The 22,706-nt window shown below is 55.9% G+C and carries 22 protein-coding genes; 12 read left to right on the forward strand and 10 right to left on the reverse strand.

Annotation, left to right across the window (positions count from 1 at the left end):
- Positions 1 to 417 precede the first annotated feature (417 nt).
- The 3 genes from TG4357_RS18995 to TG4357_RS03890 are packed head-to-tail and all read left to right on the forward strand — an operon-like array spanning position 418 to position 4,306.
- On the forward strand, positions 418 to 951 hold the full coding sequence (locus tag TG4357_RS18995) for an ureidoglycolate lyase (RefSeq protein WP_158509046.1): 534 nt from the start codon (positions 418 to 420) through the stop codon (positions 949 to 951).
- Positions 948 to 2,744: a hydantoinase/oxoprolinase N-terminal domain-containing protein gene (locus TG4357_RS03885; RefSeq protein WP_058261570.1), complete on the forward strand. Its 1,797-nt coding sequence runs from the start codon at positions 948 to 950 to the stop codon at positions 2,742 to 2,744. The genes TG4357_RS18995 and TG4357_RS03885 overlap by 4 nt, the downstream gene beginning before the upstream one ends.
- Positions 2,741 to 4,306, forward strand: a complete 1,566-nt coding sequence (locus tag TG4357_RS03890; RefSeq protein ID WP_058261571.1) for a hydantoinase B/oxoprolinase family protein — start codon at positions 2,741 to 2,743, stop codon at positions 4,304 to 4,306. Before TG4357_RS03885 ends, TG4357_RS03890 begins: the two co-directional genes overlap by 4 nt.
- Before the next feature lie 24 nt (positions 4,307 to 4,330).
- Here TG4357_RS03890 and TG4357_RS03895 read toward each other — a convergent pair whose 3' ends face one another.
- From TG4357_RS03895 to TG4357_RS03910, 4 genes are all read right to left on the reverse strand, one after another.
- Positions 4,331 to 5,854 (reverse strand): tripartite tricarboxylate transporter permease, encoded by a 1,524-nt coding sequence (locus TG4357_RS03895; RefSeq protein WP_058261572.1) that lies wholly within the window; start codon positions 5,852 to 5,854, stop codon positions 4,331 to 4,333.
- Complete coding sequence (locus tag TG4357_RS03900) at positions 5,854 to 6,321, reverse strand: tripartite tricarboxylate transporter TctB family protein (RefSeq protein ID WP_158509047.1); 468 nt, start codon at positions 6,319 to 6,321, stop codon at positions 5,854 to 5,856. The genes TG4357_RS03895 and TG4357_RS03900 overlap by 1 nt, the downstream gene beginning before the upstream one ends.
- A 77-nt stretch (positions 6,322 to 6,398) precedes the next feature.
- Positions 6,399 to 7,382: a Bug family tripartite tricarboxylate transporter substrate binding protein gene (locus TG4357_RS03905; RefSeq protein ID WP_058261574.1), complete on the reverse strand. Its 984-nt coding sequence runs from the start codon at positions 7,380 to 7,382 to the stop codon at positions 6,399 to 6,401.
- An 85-nt stretch (positions 7,383 to 7,467) separates the two neighbouring features.
- The gene (locus TG4357_RS03910; RefSeq protein WP_058261575.1) at positions 7,468 to 8,721 is read right to left on the reverse strand and encodes an NAD(P)/FAD-dependent oxidoreductase; all 1,254 of its coding nucleotides are present in this window, start codon (positions 8,719 to 8,721) and stop codon (positions 7,468 to 7,470) included.
- A gap of 98 nt (positions 8,722 to 8,819) precedes the next feature.
- Here TG4357_RS03910 and TG4357_RS03915 point away from each other — a divergent pair, with 98 nt between their 5' ends.
- Positions 8,820 to 9,728 carry a LysR family transcriptional regulator gene (locus TG4357_RS03915; protein WP_058261576.1) on the forward strand — a complete coding sequence of 303 codons (909 nt, stop codon included), beginning with the start codon at positions 8,820 to 8,822 and terminating at the stop codon, positions 9,726 to 9,728.
- A gap of 118 nt (positions 9,729 to 9,846) precedes the next feature.
- Here the strand turns inward: TG4357_RS03915 and TG4357_RS03920 are convergent, their stop codons facing one another.
- Positions 9,847 to 10,569, reverse strand: a complete 723-nt coding sequence (locus TG4357_RS03920) for an IclR family transcriptional regulator (protein WP_139193672.1) — start codon at positions 10,567 to 10,569, stop codon at positions 9,847 to 9,849.
- A 639-nt stretch (positions 10,570 to 11,208) separates the two neighbouring features.
- Here TG4357_RS03920 and TG4357_RS03925 point away from each other — a divergent pair.
- From TG4357_RS03925 to TG4357_RS03945, 5 genes are all read left to right on the forward strand, one after another.
- Positions 11,209 to 12,219, forward strand: a complete 1,011-nt coding sequence (locus tag TG4357_RS03925; protein ID WP_058261578.1) for a TRAP transporter substrate-binding protein — start codon at positions 11,209 to 11,211, stop codon at positions 12,217 to 12,219.
- 113 nt (positions 12,220 to 12,332) lie between these two features.
- Positions 12,333 to 12,812 (forward strand): TRAP transporter small permease, encoded by a 480-nt coding sequence (locus tag TG4357_RS03930; protein ID WP_074647072.1) that lies wholly within the window; start codon positions 12,333 to 12,335, stop codon positions 12,810 to 12,812.
- The gene (locus tag TG4357_RS03935; RefSeq protein WP_233487424.1) at positions 12,809 to 14,119 is read left to right on the forward strand and encodes a TRAP transporter large permease; all 1,311 of its coding nucleotides are present in this window, start codon (positions 12,809 to 12,811) and stop codon (positions 14,117 to 14,119) included. Before TG4357_RS03930 ends, TG4357_RS03935 begins: the two co-directional genes overlap by 4 nt.
- 63 nt (positions 14,120 to 14,182) lie before the next feature.
- Positions 14,183 to 15,643, forward strand: coding sequence for a glutamine synthetase family protein (locus TG4357_RS03940; protein WP_058261580.1), 1,461 nt, complete (start codon positions 14,183 to 14,185; stop codon positions 15,641 to 15,643).
- Between the two features lie 2 nt (positions 15,644 to 15,645).
- Positions 15,646 to 15,990 carry a 5-carboxymethyl-2-hydroxymuconate Delta-isomerase gene (locus tag TG4357_RS03945; RefSeq protein ID WP_058261581.1) on the forward strand — a complete coding sequence of 115 codons (345 nt, stop codon included), beginning with the start codon at positions 15,646 to 15,648 and terminating at the stop codon, positions 15,988 to 15,990.
- A gap of 27 nt (positions 15,991 to 16,017) precedes the next feature.
- On the opposite strand, the gene TG4357_RS03950 is transcribed toward TG4357_RS03945, so the two are convergent.
- Genes TG4357_RS03950 through TG4357_RS03960 form a run of 3 tightly spaced genes read right to left on the reverse strand, consistent with a single transcriptional unit; the run spans position 16,018 to position 18,207 of the window.
- Positions 16,018 to 16,506 (reverse strand): hypothetical protein, encoded by a 489-nt coding sequence (locus TG4357_RS03950; RefSeq protein WP_058261582.1) that lies wholly within the window; start codon positions 16,504 to 16,506, stop codon positions 16,018 to 16,020.
- 34 nt (positions 16,507 to 16,540) lie between these two features.
- A complete protein-coding gene (locus TG4357_RS03955) occupies positions 16,541 to 17,770 on the reverse strand; it encodes an aromatic ring-hydroxylating oxygenase subunit alpha (protein ID WP_058261583.1) in 1,230 nt (409 codons plus the stop codon).
- Entirely contained in the window at positions 17,767 to 18,207 is a 441-nt protein-coding gene (locus TG4357_RS03960; RefSeq protein ID WP_058261584.1) for a Rieske 2Fe-2S domain-containing protein, read from the reverse strand. Before TG4357_RS03960 ends, TG4357_RS03955 begins: the two co-directional genes overlap by 4 nt.
- A gap of 324 nt (positions 18,208 to 18,531) precedes the next feature.
- On the opposite strand from TG4357_RS03960, the gene TG4357_RS03965 reads away from it, so the two are divergent.
- The 3 genes from TG4357_RS03965 (at position 18,532) to TG4357_RS03975 (ending at position 20,803) form a co-directional block, all read left to right on the forward strand.
- On the forward strand, positions 18,532 to 19,752 hold the full coding sequence (locus tag TG4357_RS03965) for an FAD-dependent oxidoreductase (protein ID WP_199484620.1): 1,221 nt from the start codon (positions 18,532 to 18,534) through the stop codon (positions 19,750 to 19,752).
- A 3-nt stretch (positions 19,753 to 19,755) separates the two neighbouring features.
- Entirely contained in the window at positions 19,756 to 20,226 is a 471-nt protein-coding gene (locus TG4357_RS03970; RefSeq protein ID WP_058261586.1) for a flavodoxin domain-containing protein, read from the forward strand.
- A 196-nt stretch (positions 20,227 to 20,422) separates the two neighbouring features.
- Positions 20,423 to 20,803: a RidA family protein gene (locus tag TG4357_RS03975; protein ID WP_058261587.1), complete on the forward strand. Its 381-nt coding sequence runs from the start codon at positions 20,423 to 20,425 to the stop codon at positions 20,801 to 20,803.
- 242 nt (positions 20,804 to 21,045) lie between these two features.
- Here the strand turns inward: TG4357_RS03975 and TG4357_RS03980 are convergent, their stop codons facing one another.
- Positions 21,046 to 21,903, reverse strand: a complete 858-nt coding sequence (locus TG4357_RS03980; protein ID WP_074647074.1) for a bifunctional 5,10-methylenetetrahydrofolate dehydrogenase/5,10-methenyltetrahydrofolate cyclohydrolase — start codon at positions 21,901 to 21,903, stop codon at positions 21,046 to 21,048.
- Positions 21,884 to 22,648 carry an IclR family transcriptional regulator gene (locus TG4357_RS03985; protein WP_058261589.1) on the reverse strand — a complete coding sequence of 255 codons (765 nt, stop codon included), beginning with the start codon at positions 22,646 to 22,648 and terminating at the stop codon, positions 21,884 to 21,886. The genes TG4357_RS03980 and TG4357_RS03985 overlap by 20 nt, the downstream gene beginning before the upstream one ends.
- Positions 22,649 to 22,706: the final 58 nt, after the last annotated feature.

The following is a 22,706-nucleotide window of genomic DNA, read 5'->3' on the forward strand; positions in this document are numbered from 1 at the left end:
ATGGAGCATAGAGGTGGGCACTACGCGATGTCGCGATCTGCTGTGTGGATGAACTCGTGCCAGTTTGACCGCTGATCCTTTCGTGTCGTCAGTAACAAAAGGATAGACATCCGATGTTGTGGACGTTCATTGTGTGCGATATTGCATCATATGGTGCATAAAACTTACGCTATTGGGCGGTTGGTTGCCGGATGTCTTTTCTTGCGCAGGGGATTGTCATCGACGCAGTGCAAAGCCTGGGGCATGCTTCATCGGTACAAAACTATGCTGCTCTGTGTGCGGGACCAGATATCTGAATGACATCAACGGGGCGTATATTTTAGCACGATTAAAGAGCCCAAACCCAAGCGAGTACCGCGCTTGTGATCCATGTCCGCGCGGCAACGGACGCAGCCTCTCACATTTAACGGAGTCAAAGTGCAACACCCTCCTTCTGAACCAGAATTTGCCGGCACAGCGCGGTATTTTGCAAAACCGTTGACGCCGGAAAACTTTACCAATTATGGCGATGTTTCTCGGCCGAACCTTGGTGAAAGCAAACTTATCCGGAACGGCGAAGTGCGACTGTCCAAAAGCGCCGCAGCCTTCTCGCACTTACCTGAAGCACCTGCTGCAGCATTGGACTTCTATGAAGTGCAGCCAACAACAAACACGCTGCACGCCATCTCCGTTGAACGTCACCCCAGATCGACACAGATGTTCTGTCCGATGGAAGCAGGGCGATGGCTGGTTGTCATTTGGCCCAACGGTCCGGATGGCCCACCCGAAGCCTTCGTTGCAGCACCGGATGACGTGGTCACTTACAAGCCAGGAATATGGCATCACGGTATCGTCGCCCTAGACCGCCCCGCCAAATTCGCATCAATCATGTGGAAGTCGGAAACCGGTCTAGGTGACACCGAGTTTGCACCTCTCAACAGTCCTGTAGACATCGAATGGAGCCAGCCATGACCGGACATTTGTCCATCGACTTTGGAGCCCGTTTCGCAGATTTTGTCGCCTGGGATGAAGAGCGGTTGTCCGTCGCAAAAATCCCAAATGGCCCGAATGTCGCTGACGTCTTTCGTAAGGGGCTTGCGGAGCTCGCGATCGACACCGCTTTGCTTGGGGATATCCGCATGGTGACGACCACGCCGCTGAACGCCTTGCTGGACCGTCGCGTCGCAAAGGTGGCTTTGCTTACCACCGAGGGTTTCGGCGACACACTCCGACTCGGGCGTCAGAACCGGGTGGCTCTATATGATCCTGTGGCAAAATCTCCGGCGCCAAGCTTTCTTGTGTCACCTGAGGATATTCACGAAATCAGCGGGCGGCTTGACGCGCAAGGAACAGAACTCAGCAGCTTAAGCGAAGACGATCTCGACCGCGCCATTTCCGCGCTCAAGGACGGTGGGATCGAAGCTGTGGCGATATGTTTCTTGTTCTCGCACATGAACCCGATCCATGAACGCCGCGCAGCCGAGGCAATCCGCGCGGCTTTGCCAAATATCTCGATCAGCCTTTCGCATATTGTTGATCCGGCGCCTCGTGAATATGACCGGACTGTTTCAGCCCTAGTCGATGCTTGGATTGCGGCCACTTCTGAAAACGATCTGAGACGGCTTGAGGCGGCTTTGCCGGACGACTTTACTGGACAGTTTCTGTTGGGTGAAGGCCGGGGGGTGCTGGTTCCAGCCAAGGTGTTCGACACGCGACGAATGGTTCTTCTAACCGGTGGGCCCGCTGCTGCGGCTCGTGCTGGGGCGCGGCGATCAAACGCACGGACCACTTTGGCTGTCGATATAGGATCGCAAAGCGCTGACATCGCGCTGATCCAAGCCGGCGACCCGGTGACGGCTGATTTCACTCGCTTCGCGGGTGTCGAACTGCGGGCCCCGGTGGTTGATATGGCCAGCGTTAGTCTGGGCGGTGCGCGTCGCGCACGGCGGGATGAAACCGGTATCCGCTTTGATGCAACCGACACCACCGCGCCGTGTCTGGATGATGCGCTGGCGGTGTTGGGGTTGCTGCCGGACCCTTCATCTGAAGGACTCCGACGCATTTCGGCATTTGGGTCTAGCGAAACAGGTCAAGACGTATCCCGCGAAATCGTTCGCGCGGCAGCCAAAGTCATGGCGCTGGAATTGACGCGCTATGCAACCCGCCGCAACGTGGACCCAACACGGGCAGACTTGCTGGTAATGGGGGGCACGGGTCCATTGCTTGCAACAGAAATTGCCGAACAAATGGGGCTTGAGGCTGTCATCATCCCGCGTGCTCCGGCTGTGTCCGGCGCGATCGGTCTGGCACAAGCACCGCAGCGATACGAAGCGTCTCGACGCATCGATCGTGGGCTCGATAACCTCAGCGATGATTTACTTGTGCAAACCTGCGAGGCTCTCGACGCCGAAATATCTGGCAATAGCGCGCCAGTCTTTACGCTGACATTGGCCGCTTTGGAACAAATGCACCCCATCCAACTGACGCTGACGGAATGCCCTGCAACGGTTGCTGACCTTCGCCGTAAATTGATCTGCGTCTATGTTGAGCGCTTTGGTATCTCACCGCCGGGGACGGGGCACCTGTTTGAAATCAAGATACACCGGGACGAAATCGTTGCGCTGCCGCCTTCGCCCTTTGTCGAGGATGGTCTGCGCAATGAACTCGGTTTGTTGGAAACCGAAGCTGGTATGATCTACTTGCCGGCTTCTTGGACGATGGACCGCAGTTCAGATGCCTACTACCTGAAAAGGGTCGAATTATGAGCGACGATTTGAAAATTTTACAACTTCGGCTCGACGGGCTGGCGGAAACGATGCAACAGACGCTGCTGCGCTGTGCCGTTTCTCCGGTTGTCCGCGAAGGCGCGGATGCGTCATGTGCGCTGTTTTCCTACCGTGGTGAAGTGCTGGCCCTTGCAGAAGCGATCCCTTTGTTGCTTGGTGCCTTGCCGGGGTCGGTCAACGCGATCCTTGAAGCTTATCCGACACAGAACATGCGGCCGGGCGATGTATTCGTATCCAACGACCCTTTTGCAGGTGGCACCCATTTGCCAGATATTGCCGTGGTGCAACCAGTCTTCATCGACGGCGTTCTTGTTGCTTTTACGGCGAGCCTGCTACACCATCAGGATATTGGCAGCACACGCCCCGGATCGGTGCCGCCCGATGCAACTGAAATTTACCATGAGGGGCTGCGCCTTCCACCGTTGCAAGCCGGAAGAGACGGGGTGTTTGATCGTGAATTCCTGACCCTGATCCGTGCGGCGTCGCGCGTACCAGATGTGGTGGTCGGGGATCTTGAAACTCAGCTTGCCGCTGGTTTCCGCGCTGCCGAAGGGCTTAAACAGTTGGCCACTGAAACGGGGGCGGCTGCGTTTTTGACTGCTACTGACGCGCTGCTCGACCGGGCTGAGGAAGAAACAGTCAAACGTCTTGCGTCCCTCACTCCGGGCCCTTTTCACGGCTTTGATGAACTTGACCCCGTTGAAGGGCTTGGCCCCTGTGCCGCGCAGGTCGCACTTCGTTTCACCAATGGTCGGATGGTCGCGGATTTCGAAGGCTCTTCGCCGCAGGTCGCGGCACCGGTGAATTGCGTGCGTTCGGGGCCACTTTCGGCTACGTTCTACGGTCTTTTAACGCTTGTTGGCGACGACGCTCTGCGCAATGGCGGTGTTTTGCGGTGTCTGGATCTGAACCTGCCGGAAGCCAGTGTTGTCAACGCGTCGTTGCCCGCTGCGGTGAATGCCCGCATGAACATGGTGCGCTGTGTCACGTCTGCATTGCTTCAAGCTCTCGCCGAGGCAGATGGAGACAGGATGCCAGCCGCAAATTCGGGTATGTCCTTTGTTATCGCCTTCTCGGGGCGAGATGGCACTGGGAACCCCTTTTTGTCGACCGAGATCGTCGCCGGTGGTGCGGGTGGCGGGCCGACGGCCGATGGGTGTTCGGCGATTTCAACCGATGTGGGCAACGCCATGAATACGTCTGCCGAAGCGCTGGAAGCATTGGTGCCGATGCGGTTGGTCTCAGCAAAGATCCGGAGCGGTTCCGGTGGAGCAGGACGGTTTCGTGGAGGAGAGGGTGTTTGCCGCACCTACGAGGCGCTGGTTGACGGTATTTCTGCATCGATCCGCGGCGAGCGTTTTTCACGGGTGGCCAAAGGGGCACATGGCGGCGGGGCACCAAAAGGATCCGCTGCAACCGTTTTGCGCGCCGATGGTGAAAAGATTTGTCTGACTGCACGGTCAGCAGTGGTGCTGAATCAGGGTGACCATTTGGTCATCGAAAGTTCCGGCGGTGCAGGATATGGCGTTCCGGACGCCTGAACGTAATTGGTCGAAGACCCCAGATTATTCGGGGTCTTCGACGACCTCAGGACGCTTGCGCGCCAAACGGTCCCTGAGCCCCGGCACAAAGACCGAAGAGATGAAGATAAGGCTCAAAACCATGAACACAGCGCTTATCGGGCTCGTGAAGAAGACCGTGGCGTCGCCTTTGGACAAAAGCATGGCCCGGCGAAAATTCTCTTCTAGAAGCGGGCCGAGGATAAAGCCCAAAAGCACTGGCGTGGCCGGAAATCCCGTCCGCCGCATGATATATCCAAGAACGCCAAAACCCAGCACCACAAAGATATCAAAGACGTTGTTGTCAGCCGAATAAACGCCAATGCAAATGAACACCAATATCCCCGGATAGAGCAGGTGATAGGGGATGCTTAGCAGTTTTACCCACATGCCAATCAGTGGAATGTTCAAAATAAGCAGCATCAGGTTTCCGACCCAAAAGCTCATGATCAAGCCCCAGAACATCTGCGGTTCCTGATTGATCAGGTTCGGTCCCGGGGTGATGCCATGCAGGATCATTGCCCCCATAAGCACCGCCACGATAGCGTCGCCCGGAATGCCTAGACTAAGCATCGGGATGAATGCCGATTGCACGCTGGCGTTGTTCGCGGCCTCGGGGGCGGAAATGCCTTCCAGCGCGCCGTTTCCGAACCGTTCCGGGGTCTTCGACAAACGAAGTTCGGTGGCATATGCCATCAACGAAGCGATCCCCGGTCCGGTTCCGGGAAGCGCGCCAACGAAAGAACCGATGCCAGAGCCGCGCAGCGTCGGCCAGATGATTTGGCGCCATTCGGCGCGCGTGGGCAGCATGTCCCGGAACCGAATGTGGCCCACCTTTTGAATCACTGATTGTGATTGCCCGATATTGGCGATGATTTCGGAGACGCCGAACAGCCCCATGGCGACGGCCACAATGCTGAACCCATCCGCCAGTTCGAAAAAACCGAAGGTAAATCGGAACTGGCCTGTATTGACGTCTGTTCCCACCATACCCAACAGCAGCCCGAGAGCGACCATTGACAAGGCTTTGAACGGTGAACCGATCGTTAGGGTAGAGGCAGCGACCAATCCCAGCAAGATGACCGCAAAATAGTCCTCTGCGCCGAATTCAAGCGCAAATTCGGCAATGACCGGGGCGAAGCCCATAACCAACAAGATGGCAATCGAAGAACCCACGAAGCTGTTGATCGCAGTCACAAAAATCGCCAGAGGCGCCTTACCCTGTTGAGCCAATGGATAGCCATCCAAACAGGTGATCGCGGCCGTCGCCGTGCCGGGCAGATTGAGCAGGATCGAAGCTGTCGATCCTCCGTATTGCGCCCCGTAAAAGATACCAGCGAGCATGATCAGCGCGTCGGTTGGATCAAGGTAGTAGGTCAATGGCAAGGCCAACGAAATCGCGGCCAAGGCCCCGATGCCGGGAAGCACGCCAACAAATGTACCGACCGAAACGCCGATGAAACAATAAAGCAACGCATGCCACGACAGGGCGGTTAGCAAACCGGTTTGAATGCCTTCAAGAAGCTCCATTACGATCCCCCAAAGGCACTAATCGGAAGTCCGAGGCCCCAGATAAAGACAACGCTGCCGAGAACCGATATGCAGATCGCCACCAGAACAAGCTTCTGCCAGTCGCGGCCGCGTTCAACCAGGCCGCAGATAGCGATCAAGATCATTGTGGCCGGCACAAAGCCAATACGTTCAACGCTTAAGGCAAAGACCAAAAGGCTGACAAATGTACAGCCCAAAGCCCCCCACGCGAAGCGTGTGTCGGTTGCGGGCGTTTCTGTCGTAGTGGCGCGTGTTTTGACGTAAGTTTCGACCAGAACACCAACCCCCATCACCATCAAGGCAATTGCGAGAATCAGCGGAAAGAAACCCGGTCCCGGACGCACGAGCGAACCGAGCGGATAGCTGGTCGCTCCGACGGCGGCAGCCGCGCCAGTGGCAACTACCACTGCACCGGGGGTGAAGGAAAATAAGTCACTTCTGGTCAAGATCACTGTCCTAAAAGAGGAGAAGGGCGCATTTTGGGAGAAACCGGCCACCCGAAGGTGGCCGGCATTGTCAAAGTTTACTTCTTAAGACCCGCAGCATCGACAACAGCGGTCCATTTCTCGACTTCCGAAGCGATAAAGGCTTTGGAGTCGGCAGGCGTCATCCCTTCGACCAAGAAGCCTCTTTCGCGGAACAAGCTTTGAAGGTCATCACTTCCCAGTGCAGTCGAAATCGCATCATAGAGTTTCGCCAGATTTTCAGGAGGGGTTCCTGCCGGGGCAAATACACCCTGCCATGAGAACGCCGCATAATCAGGCAATCCGGCTTCGGCGATTGTGGGAACGTCTTCCAACAGGAAATGCTCTTGCGTGCCAGTCACGCCGAGGGCGGTCAATCGGCCGGAATTGATGTATTCCGAAGTTACCAGAATATCACCAAACATTGCGTCGATCCGGCCGCCCAACAAATCCTGAAGCGCGGCTGCGCTGCCTTTGTAGGGAACGTGAACCAATTTGGTGCCCGATTTCAGTCCGAACAATTCGCCCGCCATATGCATCGAGGTACCGACACCAGGAGTGCCGTGGGTAAAGGTATCAGGATTTTCTGTGGCGTAGGTCAGCACGTCCTGAACCGACTTGAAATCGCTGTCTGCGTTGACCACCAAAGCCAATGGCGACGAAATCACGATGCTGACTGGATCGAAATCGGTGACGGGATTATATGGCAGATCATCGCGCAGCGCTGCGCTGATCGCGTTCGACCCGGTAACGCCCATAAGCAAGGTATAGCCGTCAGCATCCGAGCTCGCGACATAGTTGGCACCGACAGTGCCGCCCGCACCACCGCGGTTTTCAACCACGACCGGCTGCCCCAACTGTTCCCCGATCGACTCGCCCAATTTGCGGGCCAATAGATCGGTCGAACCGCCCGGTGGGAACGGGACTACAATCGTAACTGGCTTTTCGGGATAGGTGTCAGCCGCTAGTGCCGCAGAGCCGGAAAACCCCGTTGCAAGCGCCAGCATTGCGGCAGCTGTTGCCAGTAAAACTCTTCTATGCATGGTATAACCTCTCGTCTGTTGGTGGGTCGGCCTTTCGCGGGCCTGTTTGGAATTCACTTTACGTTCTGGTTGCTTGCCCTGATTGTTATTTGCCGAAGCCAAGCCGGAATCGTTCGGGGTTGAATGCGGACAAATCAATCTCGGTTGATCGTCCAGCCACTAGATTGGCCAGCTCCCGCCCTGTGGTTGCACCACCGCACATGCCGACATGACCGTGGCCGAATCCAAGCCAGGCGTTTTCGACTTTTGGGGCACGACCGATCACCGGCATGGAATCCGGCATACAGGGACGGTGTCCCATCCAGGTCGAATATTTTTCGGTGCGCATATTCGGGAACATGGTTTTTCCGACAGTCAGAAGCGATTCTGCGCGGGCATAATTCGGAGGCTGCTTTAGCCCAGCGAGTTCCACTGTCCCGGCAAGACGCATTCCCATTGCCATGGGGTTAACCATTATATTCTGTTCCACGGCCATAACGTTTCGATTAAGCGTGATGCCCGGCGTCTCGACTGTCACATGATACCCACGTTGGCTTTCCAACGGTACATTTGTACCCAGCATTCGGGTCAGTTGCCCGGACCATGCGCCTGCGGCAACAACGATACCGTCAACCGCCACGCTTTCATTTGAATCGAGCTGAATCGCTTCGACACCGTTGTCGCGTATATTGAAGCCAGTTACGCGCTCTCTTACGTGGGTCGCACCATCCTTGATGGCCTGTTCGTAGATCGCTTTGACCAATGCGGACGGATCCGGGGTGGATCCATTGTCAGGGGCAAATTGCCCAAACCCGAAAGAGCCGCGCAGGTCTGGTTCCAGATCGAACAGTTCTTCTGCGTCGAGTTCTTGCATTTCGACACCGAGACTGCGGCGAAGATTGGCACCCCAAGCCCATTTCTGGGCCATCTCCCGTGACGAATACACATAAAGGCACCCGTTTTGACGCATTAAAGACATCGCGCCTGCACGTTGTAGCAGGGGAGTATACGCGTCGAATACAGGGCTTAGAAGTCCTCGCATGGCGGTCGCAATTCGGGTGACTTCAGCTTCGGTAGAATGTCGCAGGAATCGCATCAACCAGGGTAGCACAACGGGAAGATATTGGCTGCGGATGACGAGTGGTCCATCTGGATCGAGCAGCCATTTGGGAACCTTTTTCCACATGCCCGGCATAGATACAGGCAAAACTGCACTGGGGGAAAGCGAACCCGCATTGCCAAAAGAACAAGCTTCGCCGGCCTCTTTGGGATCAAAAAATATGACCTCGTGCCCGTCGCGCTGCAGCCAGCCGGCCGTGGCTGTTCCAACAATCCCGGCTCCGATGATTCCGATGCGCATTAGCTGTGACGTCCTTATTTATTGCCGTTTCAGGGATTGTCGAAGGAAAGATGCAACAATACAAACAAAATGAATTTGTAATTCCATAAGGAAACCTTATGTCTCTTTCTCTTCGCCAACTGCGTGCATTTCTGGCTGTGGCCGATGCTCAAAGCTTTACCGGAGCGGCTGATCAGCTAAATCTCACTCAATCGGCGGTTAGTATGCTGATCCGTCAGTTGGAGGCAGATTTGAACATCGCGCTTTTTGTGCGATCCGGACGCGGCGCGCATCTGACGGAGTTCGGAACGAGCATACGCCCCACCGCGATGAGGGTGCTGTCCGATGTGCAAAACATCAACGATGCTGCAGCCGACCTTCGATCGCTACAGCGGGGGCATTTGCGGATTGCGATTCCTCAAGTGCTGGGGTGTTGTTGGCTTCCAAGCGTTCTGGGGGCGTTCCGACAGCAGTACCCGGATGTAGAAGTCAGTATTTCCGAGACAGCAGGCGACGGGGTGACAGATTTGGTGGGGCGGGGCGATGTGGAAATAGGTATTGGCCCGGAGCGCCCCTTGGTCAACGGAGTTGTTGCCGATAAAATGTGGGATGTTCCTATGCAGTTGATCGTCTCTCGGCACGCTTCCCATCTACGAGACAATAAACCGCCTACGCTGCGTGAGCTTCAGAAAATGTACTGGATCAACTACTCGGACGATTTCAGCGAATTGTTGCACCGCACGCTCCTTGGCAATCCTGGCAGTCCCCGCACGCAGGACATTCGCGTTCTCGGCTTGATGAGTGCGATGGCTATCATCGGACAGGAAAACTACGTCACGGCCGCGCCAGCCTACGCTAATATATTCGCTGGTGTTTTTGGTGTTCGTTTTCTTCCTCTTGCAGGACCGGCAAGCAAGCGCCGTTTCCTGCATTACGTTCGAGACAAGCACGACCTTTCTCCTGCAGCCGCCACATTCCTTGAGATGGCACGAAATTCCGGTCCGGTTGAATCGATGTTGGACCGTTAGGTGCGATCAAAACGCGCAAATGCTTTTCAGTCTGAACTCAGGGTGTTCAGGATTGCATTTTTCTCAACAGGCACACATTCGGTTTTTGGGACGACCTAACGTGTTTCTGTAAATCATACTACCTCAGCGCGTTGGCAATCTGTCCGGCGTGGCGCTGTAATATTTCTGTCAGTCTCGGGTAATCTTCGGCAGCGATCTCGCTCATCGGTTCTGAAACGCCAAGAGCGGCATCTGCGCTGCCCATTGGCCCAACCGGGACCGAAATTCCGACTGCGCCAGCTTCGAATTCTCCCTCGACAATTGAAACGCCCGAAAGACGGATGGCCCGGACTTCGGCTGCGATCTGGTCACGGTCTATGATCGTTTCCGAAGTGAAGCGTTCGACCGGAAGGGTTTCTATCATCTCTTGAGCCCAGGCTTCGTCGCCCCAGGCCAACAGCATTCGACCCATAGAGGTGCTGAGCAATGACAGGTGGCTGCCGACGGTAAATCCGAACGTATAGCGTGCGTTCTGTTGCGAAGACTGGGCCACATAAACCGGGGCGGCCCCGTCGCGCATTGCAAGACTAACACTATACCCCAACTCTCGGGCGCAAAGTTCGATTATCGGCTGGACCAAGCGCCCAAACTGATTTCCGCGCAAGAACCCACTACCCAATACTAAAACATGTGGTGTCAGCGAATAACGGTTTTCTTCTTTGCGGACATAGCCGAGATGCACAAGCGTCAACACCAGTCTTCGCACAGCCGCGCGTTCAATGTTGGTCAGACGCGCTATTTCCGCGAGGGACATTTGGCTATGTGATTCGTCAAACGCCCTCAGGACCGTCATGCCTTTCATGAATGTAAGGGAGAGGTCTTTGGTTAGAATTTCTGGCTGCACGTTTTCCAATCCAGTCTATCAGATAGTGTACCTGTGTAGTGTAACTATGTCTTCCGCACTTGGTTTGGCTGAGAATTCAGTGGCACAGCTATCACCGGGTCCATGGGGCACTGTCGCAAATGGTGGCGTGGGTTTCCAGTGTCAAAAAGCGCTTGTTGCTAACCATTTAGGCGTTAAATTTCAAATTTAGGGCACCGACGAGGCGGGGGCGGTGTTCTCGTTTGGAAAGATATCCACGGCATCGGGAATGGTTGAGCTCCTTGTTCTGCAGGTCCTGATCAAACCAATCCTGATCTAAAGACTGTCCATGGCGGCAATGCGTCTCGACGGTGCTGTTCAGACCCCAAATCAGTCCGTGGTTTTATGCAGGTTTGAGCATTCACACAGGCACAGCCGCCCCACGGCGTCGAAGCTCAGCGCACAAAATTTGGGCTCATTGCAGATTGCCTCTCCAATCCGTCGTTTGAAAGGCCAGCGTGGCTTGACATGGCAATATCGGATTGACCAGATGGTGCATTATCGCGCAAAAGGCGCGATAAGCAAACGCCATCCTCGAAACGGCCCCGCAGCCGATCCAAAACGGAGAGACCGATAGCCATGCTAAGATCAATCACCATTTCCGGTATTGCCGCCCTTGGGCTTACCGCATCCGCGCAGGCAGAAACGCTGAGATATGCGCATTTCATGTCTGCAAATAGCTGGCAGAATCAGGTCATTTTTGAAGACTGGGCCTCGGCGGTTGAAGCAGAGTCAGGCGAAGAGCTTGATGTTCAGGTCTTCCCTGCTCAAACTCTGGGCAAAGCAACCGCGGGTTATGACAACGCCATGACCGGAATTGCCGATATTGCCTGGGCTGTTCCTGGCTATACCGCTGGGCGCTTTCCACTAAGCCAGATTTTGGAATTGCCGGGTCTTTTTGACACCGGGGCAGTCGGGTCTTGCGCGTTCCAAAAACTGTATGATTCCGGTGCATTGGACGAAGAATATGACGAAACTCACGTTCTCTTCGTTCACACTCATGATCCGGGGCATCTTCACACATCTGACACGCCAGTTCGGACTCTCGATGACATGAAGGGGCTCAAGCTGCGTCGCCCGACACAGGTTGTGGGGGATCTTCTGGAAAACCTCGGGGCCGAACCCGTGGGTATGCCAGCTCCGAACACTTATGAAGCCCTTCAGCGTGGTGCGATTGATGGCTACATGTTGCCGTGGGAAAGCGTCGAAAGCTTTCGGCTTGCTGAATTGTCCGACTATCACACTGTCTTTGGCTTCTACGCCTTGGCTTTCGTCGCAACGATGAACAAGGCCAAGTACGACTCGCTGTCGCCCCAGGCGAAGGCGGCCGTCGATGCCAATAGCGGACAGAAATGGGCTGTAACTGCCGGGCGTGGGTATGACGAAGCGGGGGCAGAGGTTCTTGCGCAATTGCGTGAAGAGTCCACTGTCATCGAACTGTCGGCCGAAGAGCGTGCCAAGTGGAACGTAGAGGCACAGAAAGCCTCTGACAGTTATATCGCTGCTCTCGATGCGCAGGGTCTTCCTGGCACTGCAACCTATGCGGCGGTACAGGGCTATGTGAGTGAATGTGAAGCTGAACTTCACTAAACCGACATTTCTAAAAGATTTGGCGGGCCGATTCATTCGGTTCGCCAAATATTGCAACGTTACCGTCAGGAACTGAGATGATAAAAACATCAATCCAACGGGTCGCCCGTGTGATGGAAGCTGCCTGCCTGCTTATTGCGGTGCTGTGCCTGCTCTACATGGTGTTCGTCGTTGGCTTCAATGTGCTGGCCCGCATCATCTTTGATTTCAGCGATACGGCAATCAACCTGATGATACCGGGGGCCATCGAGCAGGTTTCCTATTTGTTGGGAATTATCGCGCTCGCCGCTCTGTCGGCATCCATGGCGCAGGGTATGATTGCGGTGGATTTTGTGATCGGCCGTCTGCCGTCCCGGTGGCAATCGCTGGCCGCCCGGTTTTGGTTCGTCGGGATTTTTGCCTTTGCGCTGGTGCTTTGCAGTCTTTTTTACGAAGACATGATCGCGACGTTTGCACGTGGCGAGGCAACGCAGGATTTGCGCATACCAATGTTTTTAATCTACGGGCTCTATGCGGTTGAATGCCTCGCACTTGCAGTGGTGGCACTGCGCGAAGCGTTGACCAACGATGGCCAACATGCGGAGCTTTCATGATGACGCCTTTGGTGATTGGATACATCTCAATTGCAGCGATGTTTGTCATTGTGATCCTTGGTGCCCCGATCGGGTTTGCCATGATCGCTATTGGATTTGCTGGGTTTTCGGCCATTATCGGCGTCGCGCCAGCCTTGAGCGTGCTAAAAACAGCTACGTTCGAAACGATCACGAACTATTCGTTTACCCTGATTCCGCTGTTCCTGCTGATGGGCAACTTGATCTCTCGGTCGGGCGTTGCTTCAGACCTGTTTCGAGGGGCGCTTTTGTTGACTCGCGGATGGGCTGGCGGGTTGGCGGCCGCAGGGATGACTGCAAGTGCCGTGTTTTCCACCGTTTCCGGTTCGTCATTGGCAACCGCTTCGACCATGACCCGCGTGGCGTATCCAGAAATGAAGGCGCATGGTTATGATGCTCGGCTTGCCACCGGGTCACTGGCCGCAGGCGGTACATTGGGAATCTTGATCCCGCCCTCCATTGCTCTCATGCTATATGCGTTGATCACCGAACAATCGGTGGGGACGATGTTCTTGGCCGGGATTTTGCCGGGTATCCTTGCCTTCGTTCTCTATACTCTCACGATCATATTGATGGCGCGGATTTGGCCGCCCAAAGCGGTTGCAGAGCCGACGCCGAATGAAGAACCTTCGCCTACGGGACGGTTCGAAATCCTGCGGCTGTTCGCGCCCGCCTTCGTTTTGTTCGGGCTGGTCATGGGCGGGCTCTACGGCAATTTCTTTACGCCAACCGAGGCTGGCGGTGTCGGTGCCGCGTTGGCGTTGGTTTTCGCGCTTTGGCGCAGAGTGCCTCGGGCTGCTTTGGTTGCGGCTTTTGTCGAGACGATTGTGACCAGCGGATCCATTTTTCTCATCCTGATCGGGGCCGAAGTGTTCGGCTTTGTGTTATCCACGTCGCAACTTTCAAACGCCTTGGTTGATTTTCTGGGCAATAGTGGTTTCGGGCCGTGGCAAGTCTTGTTCGCCATTTTGATTTTCTACGTGGTGCTAGGGTGCTTCATGGAGAGTCTCGCGATGATCCTGCTGACAGTCCCGATTTTTTTCCCGGTGGTTCTTGCGAATGGGTTCGATCCGATCTGGTTTGGGGTGATTGCCGTGGTGACTGTTGAGCTAGGCATGATCACACCGCCTGTTGGCATGAACCTGTTTATGGTCAAAAGCGCCTCTCGTGGCACGTCTCTGAGCACGATCATGGTCGGTGTAATTCCGTTTGTGGTGACCGATATTGTCCGTCTCGGAATTCTGTTGGCGTTCCCGGCAATCTCTCTTTTATTGACGGGGCGGCTTTGACAGGCATCAATTCTTTCGTTCCGCCTTCGGCTGGAACATCGTGGTAGTAAGGAACTCTTACGAATGACATCTTCTTTTCTGACGCAAATATCCTCTGGTCGTTTGGCGCAGGATGGGCTTTTGAATGACAACGCGCTTCGCGAAGCGGCCGAGCTGCTGGCCCGGATTGATGGCAGCGATCTTGAGACTGTCCGCATTGTCTTTGCAGATCAGCATGGGTTGCTGCGCGGCAAAACGGTAACCGCAGCTAGCCTCGCTTCGGTGTTTCGATCCGGCTTGAATCTACCGGCGACCTTGCTGCTCAAGGACACGTCGAACCGTACTGTTTTTCCGATCTGGGATGGAAGCACACCGGGCGTCATGGCTACGATGGCCGGGGCAGGGGATATGCTTTTGGTTCCTGACCCGCTCACCTTCCGAATTCTGCCTTGGTCACCACATTCCGCATGGCTGTTCTGCGATCCGTATACCCGCGACGGTCAATCCCTGCCTTTCGCGCCGCGCCCGGTGTTGCGTCGCGCGGTTGAAATGTTGGATCAAAGGGGGCTTGGGCTGACGGTTGGGCTAGAGGTCGAGTTTCACGTTTTTACACGCAAGGAAGAATCCCTTAGCCATCATCATGCAGGCATGCCGGGGCAGCCGCCGCAGACTGAATTGCTGGATCAAGGCTATCAGTATTTGTCTGAGACGAATTACGACCGGCTGGAACCCGTCATGGACATGTTGCGCCGCAATGCACAGGCGCTTGGCCTTCCGGTGCGGTCGACCGAGGTAGAGATGGGGCCAAGCCAGTTCGAATTCACGTTTGAACCGGCAAGCGCCATGGCGCACGCTGATAACATGATCATGTTCCGCACCATGGTCAAAGAGGTCTGTGCGCGAGAAGGGCTGCACGCTACTTTTATGTGTCGGCCAAAAACCGCAAACAGCGCCTCTAGCGGTTGGCATTTACATCAATCACTGACGGATGCCGAAGGAAAAAACGTCTTTATCCCATCTGAACAGGGCCAGTTGACGCCGGAAGCAAGTGCGTGGATCGCCGGGCTTTTGGCACATGCGCCGGAAAGTTGCTTGCTGACCACCCCCACCGTCAATGGCTACAAGCGGTATCAACCCTTCCAGCTTGCGCCGGACCGGATCGAATGGGGCTATGATAATCGCGGAGCGATGGTACGCGCGTTGATGGCGCCAGGCGACGGGGCGAGCCGTGTTGAAAACCGGGTAGCCGAACCGGCTGCCAACCCCTACTTCTATTTTGCGTCACAGATCCTGTCTGGCATTTCCGGTCTGGACAAGGGCATGACCGCTCCAAGCCCGGTGGAGACGCCCTACAACAACGCTGCCGAAGCGCTGCCGCCCAGTCTGATTGCCGCAATCGAAGCGTTCGAGCGCGGCGGCCTGTTTCGCGACGTATTGGGGGACGATTTCGCCGACTATATGTCCACCCTGAAACGGGCAGAGTGGAAGCGATATCTCAGCATCGTCACCGAATGGGAGCAACACGAATATTTCGGGATCTTTTGACCATGCCGCATGTCGTGATCGAATACTATGTTGCCGACGGGTTTGAGCGCGCGGCCGTTTTAGAAGCAGCGCTCGAAACGGCGTCGCAGAGCGGCGTCATGCAACGCGAAGATATCAAGGTACGACTACTGCCGTCCGAGGCGATCCTTTTCGGAGATGGACGGCAGTCATTCATCCATCTGACGATCTCGCTCTTGGCTGGTCGGTCGTCCGAGGCGAAATTGGCGCTGGCCCAGGCCATGACAGCGCGCCTGCGCACGCTCTGCCCAGGGATTGATGCCATCAGCGCTGATATCCGGGACATGGACCCGACTTGTTACAAGAAATCCTTGCGGTCCGTAGACTAGGCATAAGGCCACGCATGGCCCCATGCTTTACGCTGAAAAGGGGCGCAGTCGACCAAAATCCGCGAGTGACGCCGGGACGTCAGCCAACACGTCGCTCGCGGCAATGCGTTTGGGGTCTGGCATCTTCTTTGTAGACAGACCGAACCCACTAAAATAGGCAGGTTCCCCCAGCCTGATGTCTTTGGGAAGGTCGGTATGGGCACGGTTATCCAGCCACTGCCATTCCCCTATTCCAATCAGAACAAACTCATCGGATCCCTGCGTACCGGGTCGCAACACCGTCAACATCATGGTGTCGATCAGGCCAGCATAACCATCGCGCAGGTGCAATGGCACTGGTTCGTCCGGAGCCAACCCGCTTATATCCATGACCGGGGCCTGATGCAGCGTCAGCCACGCCCAAGAAAAGTCGTGGCGCGCCATCATCTGGCGCACCGATTCCTTGAGGGTGAAATACCCATCCAGAATATCTTGAAACGGTTCGGCTAACCCGTCAGGTGTCTCTTCTATTGGCATGAAGAGACTCCGATTGTGAGGGGGGCGCCCATGGTCATACCGTAGCGTCCCAAGGGCACGCGGTACGGCGTTGCATGTCGGATCGTTGGCTCGCGGCAAGCCAATCTTCACTGTCAGCAATCGCATCATTGGAAAGGGGGCCGATGATCTGGGGCGTTTCCTGACGATCCTGCATTGGAAGCCGTTCGAGCTTCCCGGTTTCAACGGCCTTGATCGCCTTGCGCAGCATCAGACGATAGCGAACGATAGCTGCATCTCCGCGTCCCAAGTGTTCGCGAGTCCGGTCTTGGATCGCCCCCATACTTTCAACAGCCCATTGATCATGCACGTTGATGTCCAAACCCATGCCCGTGTAGGTCTTCGTTTTTTGTTCTTCGGGGTCATAATTATAGTTGTTCGACCGGTTTTTGAGCGGGGCGTAGTCGGGCAGACTGTGTTCTTTGAGCCGCTGCGCGCGCATGATTTCTTTGTCCACCGGATTCTGGAAGCTGGTAAACATCGTGAACCAATAGCAATTTTCATCATCGATGGGGACGTGCCACTGGGTGATGATCATTTCGCGGGACATTGGGATGCAGATGGCTGAAGGAAAAATTTGATTGGTCACCCGGACATGGGTCAGACCGTTGGTCATGTGGCGCAACGATGTGATTTTCAGGCCGAATGGCGTTTCATCGACGTTGATATCGGGTCGGGGATATTCGCGCAGAACCTGCGTTATCGGCATGTTGGTGTCGGCCGCCATATCCCGAAACTGCTTGCCGTAGCTGTCACTCGGGTCTTCGTCCTGAAGGAACCGGTGCAGGAACGACGCATGGCCGGGATCGATCCCAATTTCCAGCGCTTGAAGCCAATTGCATTCCCAGAGACCCTTGAACGCAAAGACATGACTTTCCGGTGCGCGGAAGCAATCAAAATTTGGGAACGCTGGCGGTTCGCCACCGCCAAGGTAGGCAAACATAATTCCGTTCTTTTCGACCACCGGATAGATCGGTGCGCCGTCCACAACGCGGATGTCCTCAGGGGCTGGATGATGGGTCGGTGCCTCATCAGGCGAAGCGACGCGCGCAGTGAGAACAAGATCGCCCGATGCGCCCCGCATCAAGACAAGTCGTTCGCCCAGCAGGTTGACGGGCACAAGTGGCTCATCATTCGTGACCTCATCCGAGAGCGCTGCAGGTTGCCAATAATGCCGGTGAACCGCCCCTGCAGGCGTGTTCGGGCCAATACGAGTGATCTGGTCGTTCAGTTTTTGAGTGATCATGCGTTTGGTCCTTTGGGAAGTGATTGGTTCGATTCGTCATTGTTCTCGATGGCAGGGGCAGACCCTTCGCCAAACCATGCCAGAATATCCCCATTCTGCTCGATGACAGTGTAGCTTGGCAAACGGATCGCCTTGTACATGGTCGAATCCTCGGGTTCGGCGGGTTGTTCGGTGCATTGACCCGAGCGGTCGAAATGCCAGCCGTGGAACGGGCAGCGCAGACCATTGTCTTCATGTCGACCAAAGCAGAGATCGGCACCGCGATGGGGGCAATATCTTCCGATCAGGCCGAGCTGGCCTTCTTCGTCACGGAAAAGAACAAGGTCCTGACCGAATGCTGTAACCGCTGCGACGGGGCGGGTGCCCTGCAACGCTTCTGCGCTTGCGATCTTGACCCAAGTCGTTGGCGAAGCTTCGGTTCGCATCGTTTGGCTCATGGTTTTCTCCTCTGCCAAATATAGTATGGCAGCAGAAGCCACCATTGAGGCAAAATAATTGGTCGACTATCGACCGTTTGTGCTTTATTCAAACTTCTCATTGATTTTTTGCACAGTCAATGCAAATGATCTTTGCAACGAATTAAAATGGGTGAAAGCCGGTGAAAATGTCAGGACATCGCGGTGTGCCGTTTAAAAAAGCGTCATTCTCCCTCGCATTTCGCGGGCGATGCTCTGAGGTTCCTGTGGTCCCGATGACGTTGGTCGACGGGCGCCCAGGGCAGACATTATTGTCTTTTGTCGAAGCTATTCATGGGGGATCGCATGACCGCTAAAGTCGCCATAATAGGTGCTGGTCCGTCTGGATGTTATACTGCGCAAGCGTTGTTGAAAATGGATCCCGATCTAGAGGTTGATGTCATTGACGCGCAGCCAACGCCCTTTGGGCTGGTGCGCTATGGCGTGGCGGCTGATCATCAGGGAACCAAGGGGGTGGCACGGCAGTTTGCCCGGATTTTTATCCGCCAGAAAGCGCGTTTCTTCGGCAATATCCGGATCGGGGAGCAGGTGACGCTTGGTGAATTGCAGGATGCCTATGACGCGGTCGTCATTGCCGCGGGGCTCTCCGGGGACCGTCGCCTTGGTATTCCCGGCGATGACCTTCCCGGCATCATCGGATCAGGATCGTTGACACGCGCGCTTTATGAACACCCCGATGCAGCCGCTTTGCCCGAACTTGGCCAAGATCCGGTAATCATCGGCACAGGGAACGTGGCCATTGATGTTCTCCGGCTGTTAGCCAAAACTCCCGAAGAGCTAAGGGGCAGTGATTTGGGCGACGGGCCGACGGCGTGGCTGGCGGCGCATAAGTTTCGTAAAATCACTGTCGTTGGCCGATCTTCCGCTGGGGCAGCGCGGTTCTCCCCGGTGCTGCTTAAGGAATTGGCGGATTTGTCGGCTATAGACGTAAGCGTCATGCATCCGGGATCGGCCAATGACGAAGAAGGCAAGCGTCGTTTAGAGGCGCTGGCTGAGTTGGTAGCGGCAACATCCGGACCAGTTCAGGTTGATTTCCACTTTGATAGCTGTCCGATTGCGATCGAAGACGTTTCGACCGGTTTGAAGCTAGATGTCGAAACGCCAGAGGGCAGGCAAAGCCTTTTGGCCTCTTCGATTATCACGGCCATCGGTTTTACCTCGGATGGTTCGCTGGACCGCGATACCATGTTGGACAGCGCCCAAGATCGCATGCGGCCAGAAAATCGGACCTATACAATCGGTTGGTTCCGAAATGGCCCAGTCGGGGCAATCCCGAAATGTCGTGAAGATGCACAAGCCTTGGCCCAACGGGTCATGTCAGAGCTTCAGCCCGATCCCGACCGAATTGGGCGCAACCTGTTCGAAACAGTGCCAGACATCGTCGGCTTTGATCATTGGCAACGGGTCGACGCTCTGGAGCTGTCAACGGCCCCAGACGACCGCTGTCGTCGCAAAATTTTCCACAAGGCGGAGCTGCTTCGCCCTTCTAACCTTCAGGACGCTTGAAACATGAACATCGCAATTCTGTTCGGGACCGAAACCGGCAACGCCGAAATGTTGGCCGAAGATATTTCTTCTGCACTGGAGGACGAACACCAGACCCGTTTTGCCAATTTGCAAGATACCGGTCCCAGTGAGTTGCGCGATGCAGAGCTGAACATCATCGTATGCTCCTCCTACGGAGATGGAGAATTGCCTGCATCCGCCAAGCCTTTTGCTGATCGCTTGCGAGAAGAGCAAACCGATCTGGATGGTGTGCGTTTTGCCATGTTTGGATTGGGCGATGGGGAATATGCCACCACCTTCGGTCATGGGTCCATGAAGTTGGCCGAAATGCTGATCGGGCGAGGCGCTGAAATTGTCGGCGAAAGGTTGGTCCATGATGCATCTGGGGATGATCTGCCCGAAGACATCGCTATTCCTTGGGCAGAGGCGATTTTGGCAAGCGGCAACGCCGCTGCTGCATCGACTGCTGAGTAGCCTGCGTTTTTCTGGCCGCTTTCTTTGATGATCTTGTATCACTGATCGTCCGGTAGACCGCGAAACCATTTGTAGAGTTACAGAAGAAATCGGTTCCGATACCTTGTCGGTGCAGGTTCGCGGATGGCCCGTAGTTGTTTCGCAATGGGCGGCGTGCTAGCTCTCGACATGGCCTTTCTGTCGGTAAGGAACCACAATGACACCTCTCGTCCCCAAAAGCATTTCCGCCCCGTTTGGAAATTATTCCCATGGTATCGCCGCCGGTCCCTTGGTGGCGACTTCGGGACAGTTGGGCCTGAAGGCGGACGGTACGATCCCGCAAAGTGTCACTGAACAAGCCGAGGTTTGTTTCGCCGCGATCGGGGCGATCCTTGCCGAGGACGGTTTGGATTTTTCGGATGTGGTGCGCTTTTCGGCCTTCGTTACAAAACGAGAAGATATGGCGCCCTATATGGCGGTGCGTGACCGAATCTGTGCCGATCTGGCGGTGAAGCCAGCGTCGACATTGGTGATCGTATCGGGTTTTACCAAGCCCGAGTTTCTGGTCGAAATCGAGGCGCTCGCTCTGCGTCGCTGAAGTTCGTGAAAAACCGCGCCGAGGCAGTCCTCGACGCGGCGATGTTGCCGTCGGGTTTACGGGCCGATGTTGATCGGTGCTGCTTTGACGCTTGGGGAACAGTTTTCCCAAGCTGGCGTGTGCGCGGGCCGGGGGCAGGGTCTTTTGAGTGAAGGCAACATAATCCGTCTTCAGCACTTAGTAATGTTCGGTGCAGGTGAGCAGTCCCGTACCACCATGAGTGCTGACTGTGGCTGAGTGCTTTATTTTTGCGCGGAAATCGCTGCATCTGCGACATTTTTAAACAGCAACGCGGTGGTGACCGGGCCGACGCCATCGGGGACATCGGTCACGGTCAGATCCATCCCGGCGCAGGCTGCTAGGTCGAGATCGCCGACAAGCCCCTCTGAGCCGCGGTTGATCGATACGTCTAGAACCACAGTGCCCGGCGCGAGGTGAGCAGGAGTGATCAGTCCGGGAACGCCGGCGGCAGTCACCACGATTTCGGCGCGCCTTGTATGGGCAACCAGATCCTTGGTGTCGACATGGGTGACGGTGACGGTGGCACCGGCGTCGAGCAGCAGATGGGCAAGTGGCCGCCCGACGATGCGCGAAGCCCCAACCAGCGTGACTTCGCGACCAGTAAGGGAACCGGCCAGTTCTTCGGCGATTAGTCGGCAGGCCATTGCCGTTGCCGGGGGGCGCGCCGGGGCACCGAGGGCGAGCAGACCGGCGTTCAGCGGGTGCTGTCCGTCAATGTCTTTGGCAGCGCCCAGCGTCAGGGCGGCTTCCAGCGGATCAAGCCCGGTGGGAAGCGGGTGGAGCGCCGCCACTGCATCGATCTCGGCGTTGCTGCTATTCTCTTTTAGCTGCGCAAGAGTGGCGGCGGCGGTCGCAGGGTAGGGGACGAGCGTTAGCTTGATCCCGGCCTCGGCCGCCAAGCTCTGTTGCCGCCGTCCATAGGCCGCCATACCCGCATTCGTTGGATCCTGAAGGACTCGAAGGTGTGGTGCGCGGGTAAGTGTGACAAGCGTTGCTCGTGTTTCGGCATTGATCCGGGCGGCAAGATCGATGCCGGTCCAAATTCTTGGGGCGGATTGTTCAGAGGGTTGAAGAGACATGCTTGGCGCAGGCTTTCAGGTGGGGAATGATGTTGGCCCGGTCTTCGGCGCTGTAGCGTGCGCGTTCAAAGATAATTGAAACGGCGCCAATCACTTCGCCCATACCTGGGGTGAAAACCGGCGCGGCAAGCGAGGCGACGTCAGACACGTAGTCACCTTCACTCTCGGCAAAACCACGCTCGTGTGTTTCGCGCAATATGTCATCGAAACGCGCGCGGTCCATGCCGGTCTTCTGAATGAAGTCCGCGAATTCCGAGCCTGCAAGGATACGTTCGCGCCGTGCTTCGTCGAGATAAGCCAACATGGCTCGCCCGGCGGCAGTTTGCGGCAGGGGCAGGCGGGTTCCTACGGCGACACGGTTCAGGGTGAAACCTGCGGGCAAGAAGGCATGGGCGACATAGACAGCATCCACGTGGTCAAGCATCGCAAAGGAAATCGCCTCGCCAATTTCTTCGGCGGCTTTGCGCAGGATCGGTTGGATCATCTGGGTGATCCCACGCCCTTCGATGAATCCTTGCGACAGGTTCAAGACGTGTGGCGTTAGTTCGTATCGGCCGCGATCTACGTTCAGGTAGCCCAGTTGTTCAAGTGTACGCACGAGACGGCGCACCACGGCGCGGTTCAGGTTTACCTTCTCGGCGATTTCGGAAATGGTGATCGAACGGTCCTTGGCGTCGAAAGCCAGAAGCACCGACAGCCCCTTGGCGAAGGTGAGCGATATTTCCTTGTCGTTCCCGTTCAGCATCGTAGTTCTCATCTCGCTGGCATTTCAGTCTGAGTAGCACCTTAATTTGTCCGATAGT

Origin of the sequence: Thalassovita gelatinovora (assembly GCF_001458355.1) — a bacterium.
GTDB lineage: Bacteria > Pseudomonadota > Alphaproteobacteria > Rhodobacterales > Rhodobacteraceae > Thalassobius > Thalassobius gelatinovorus.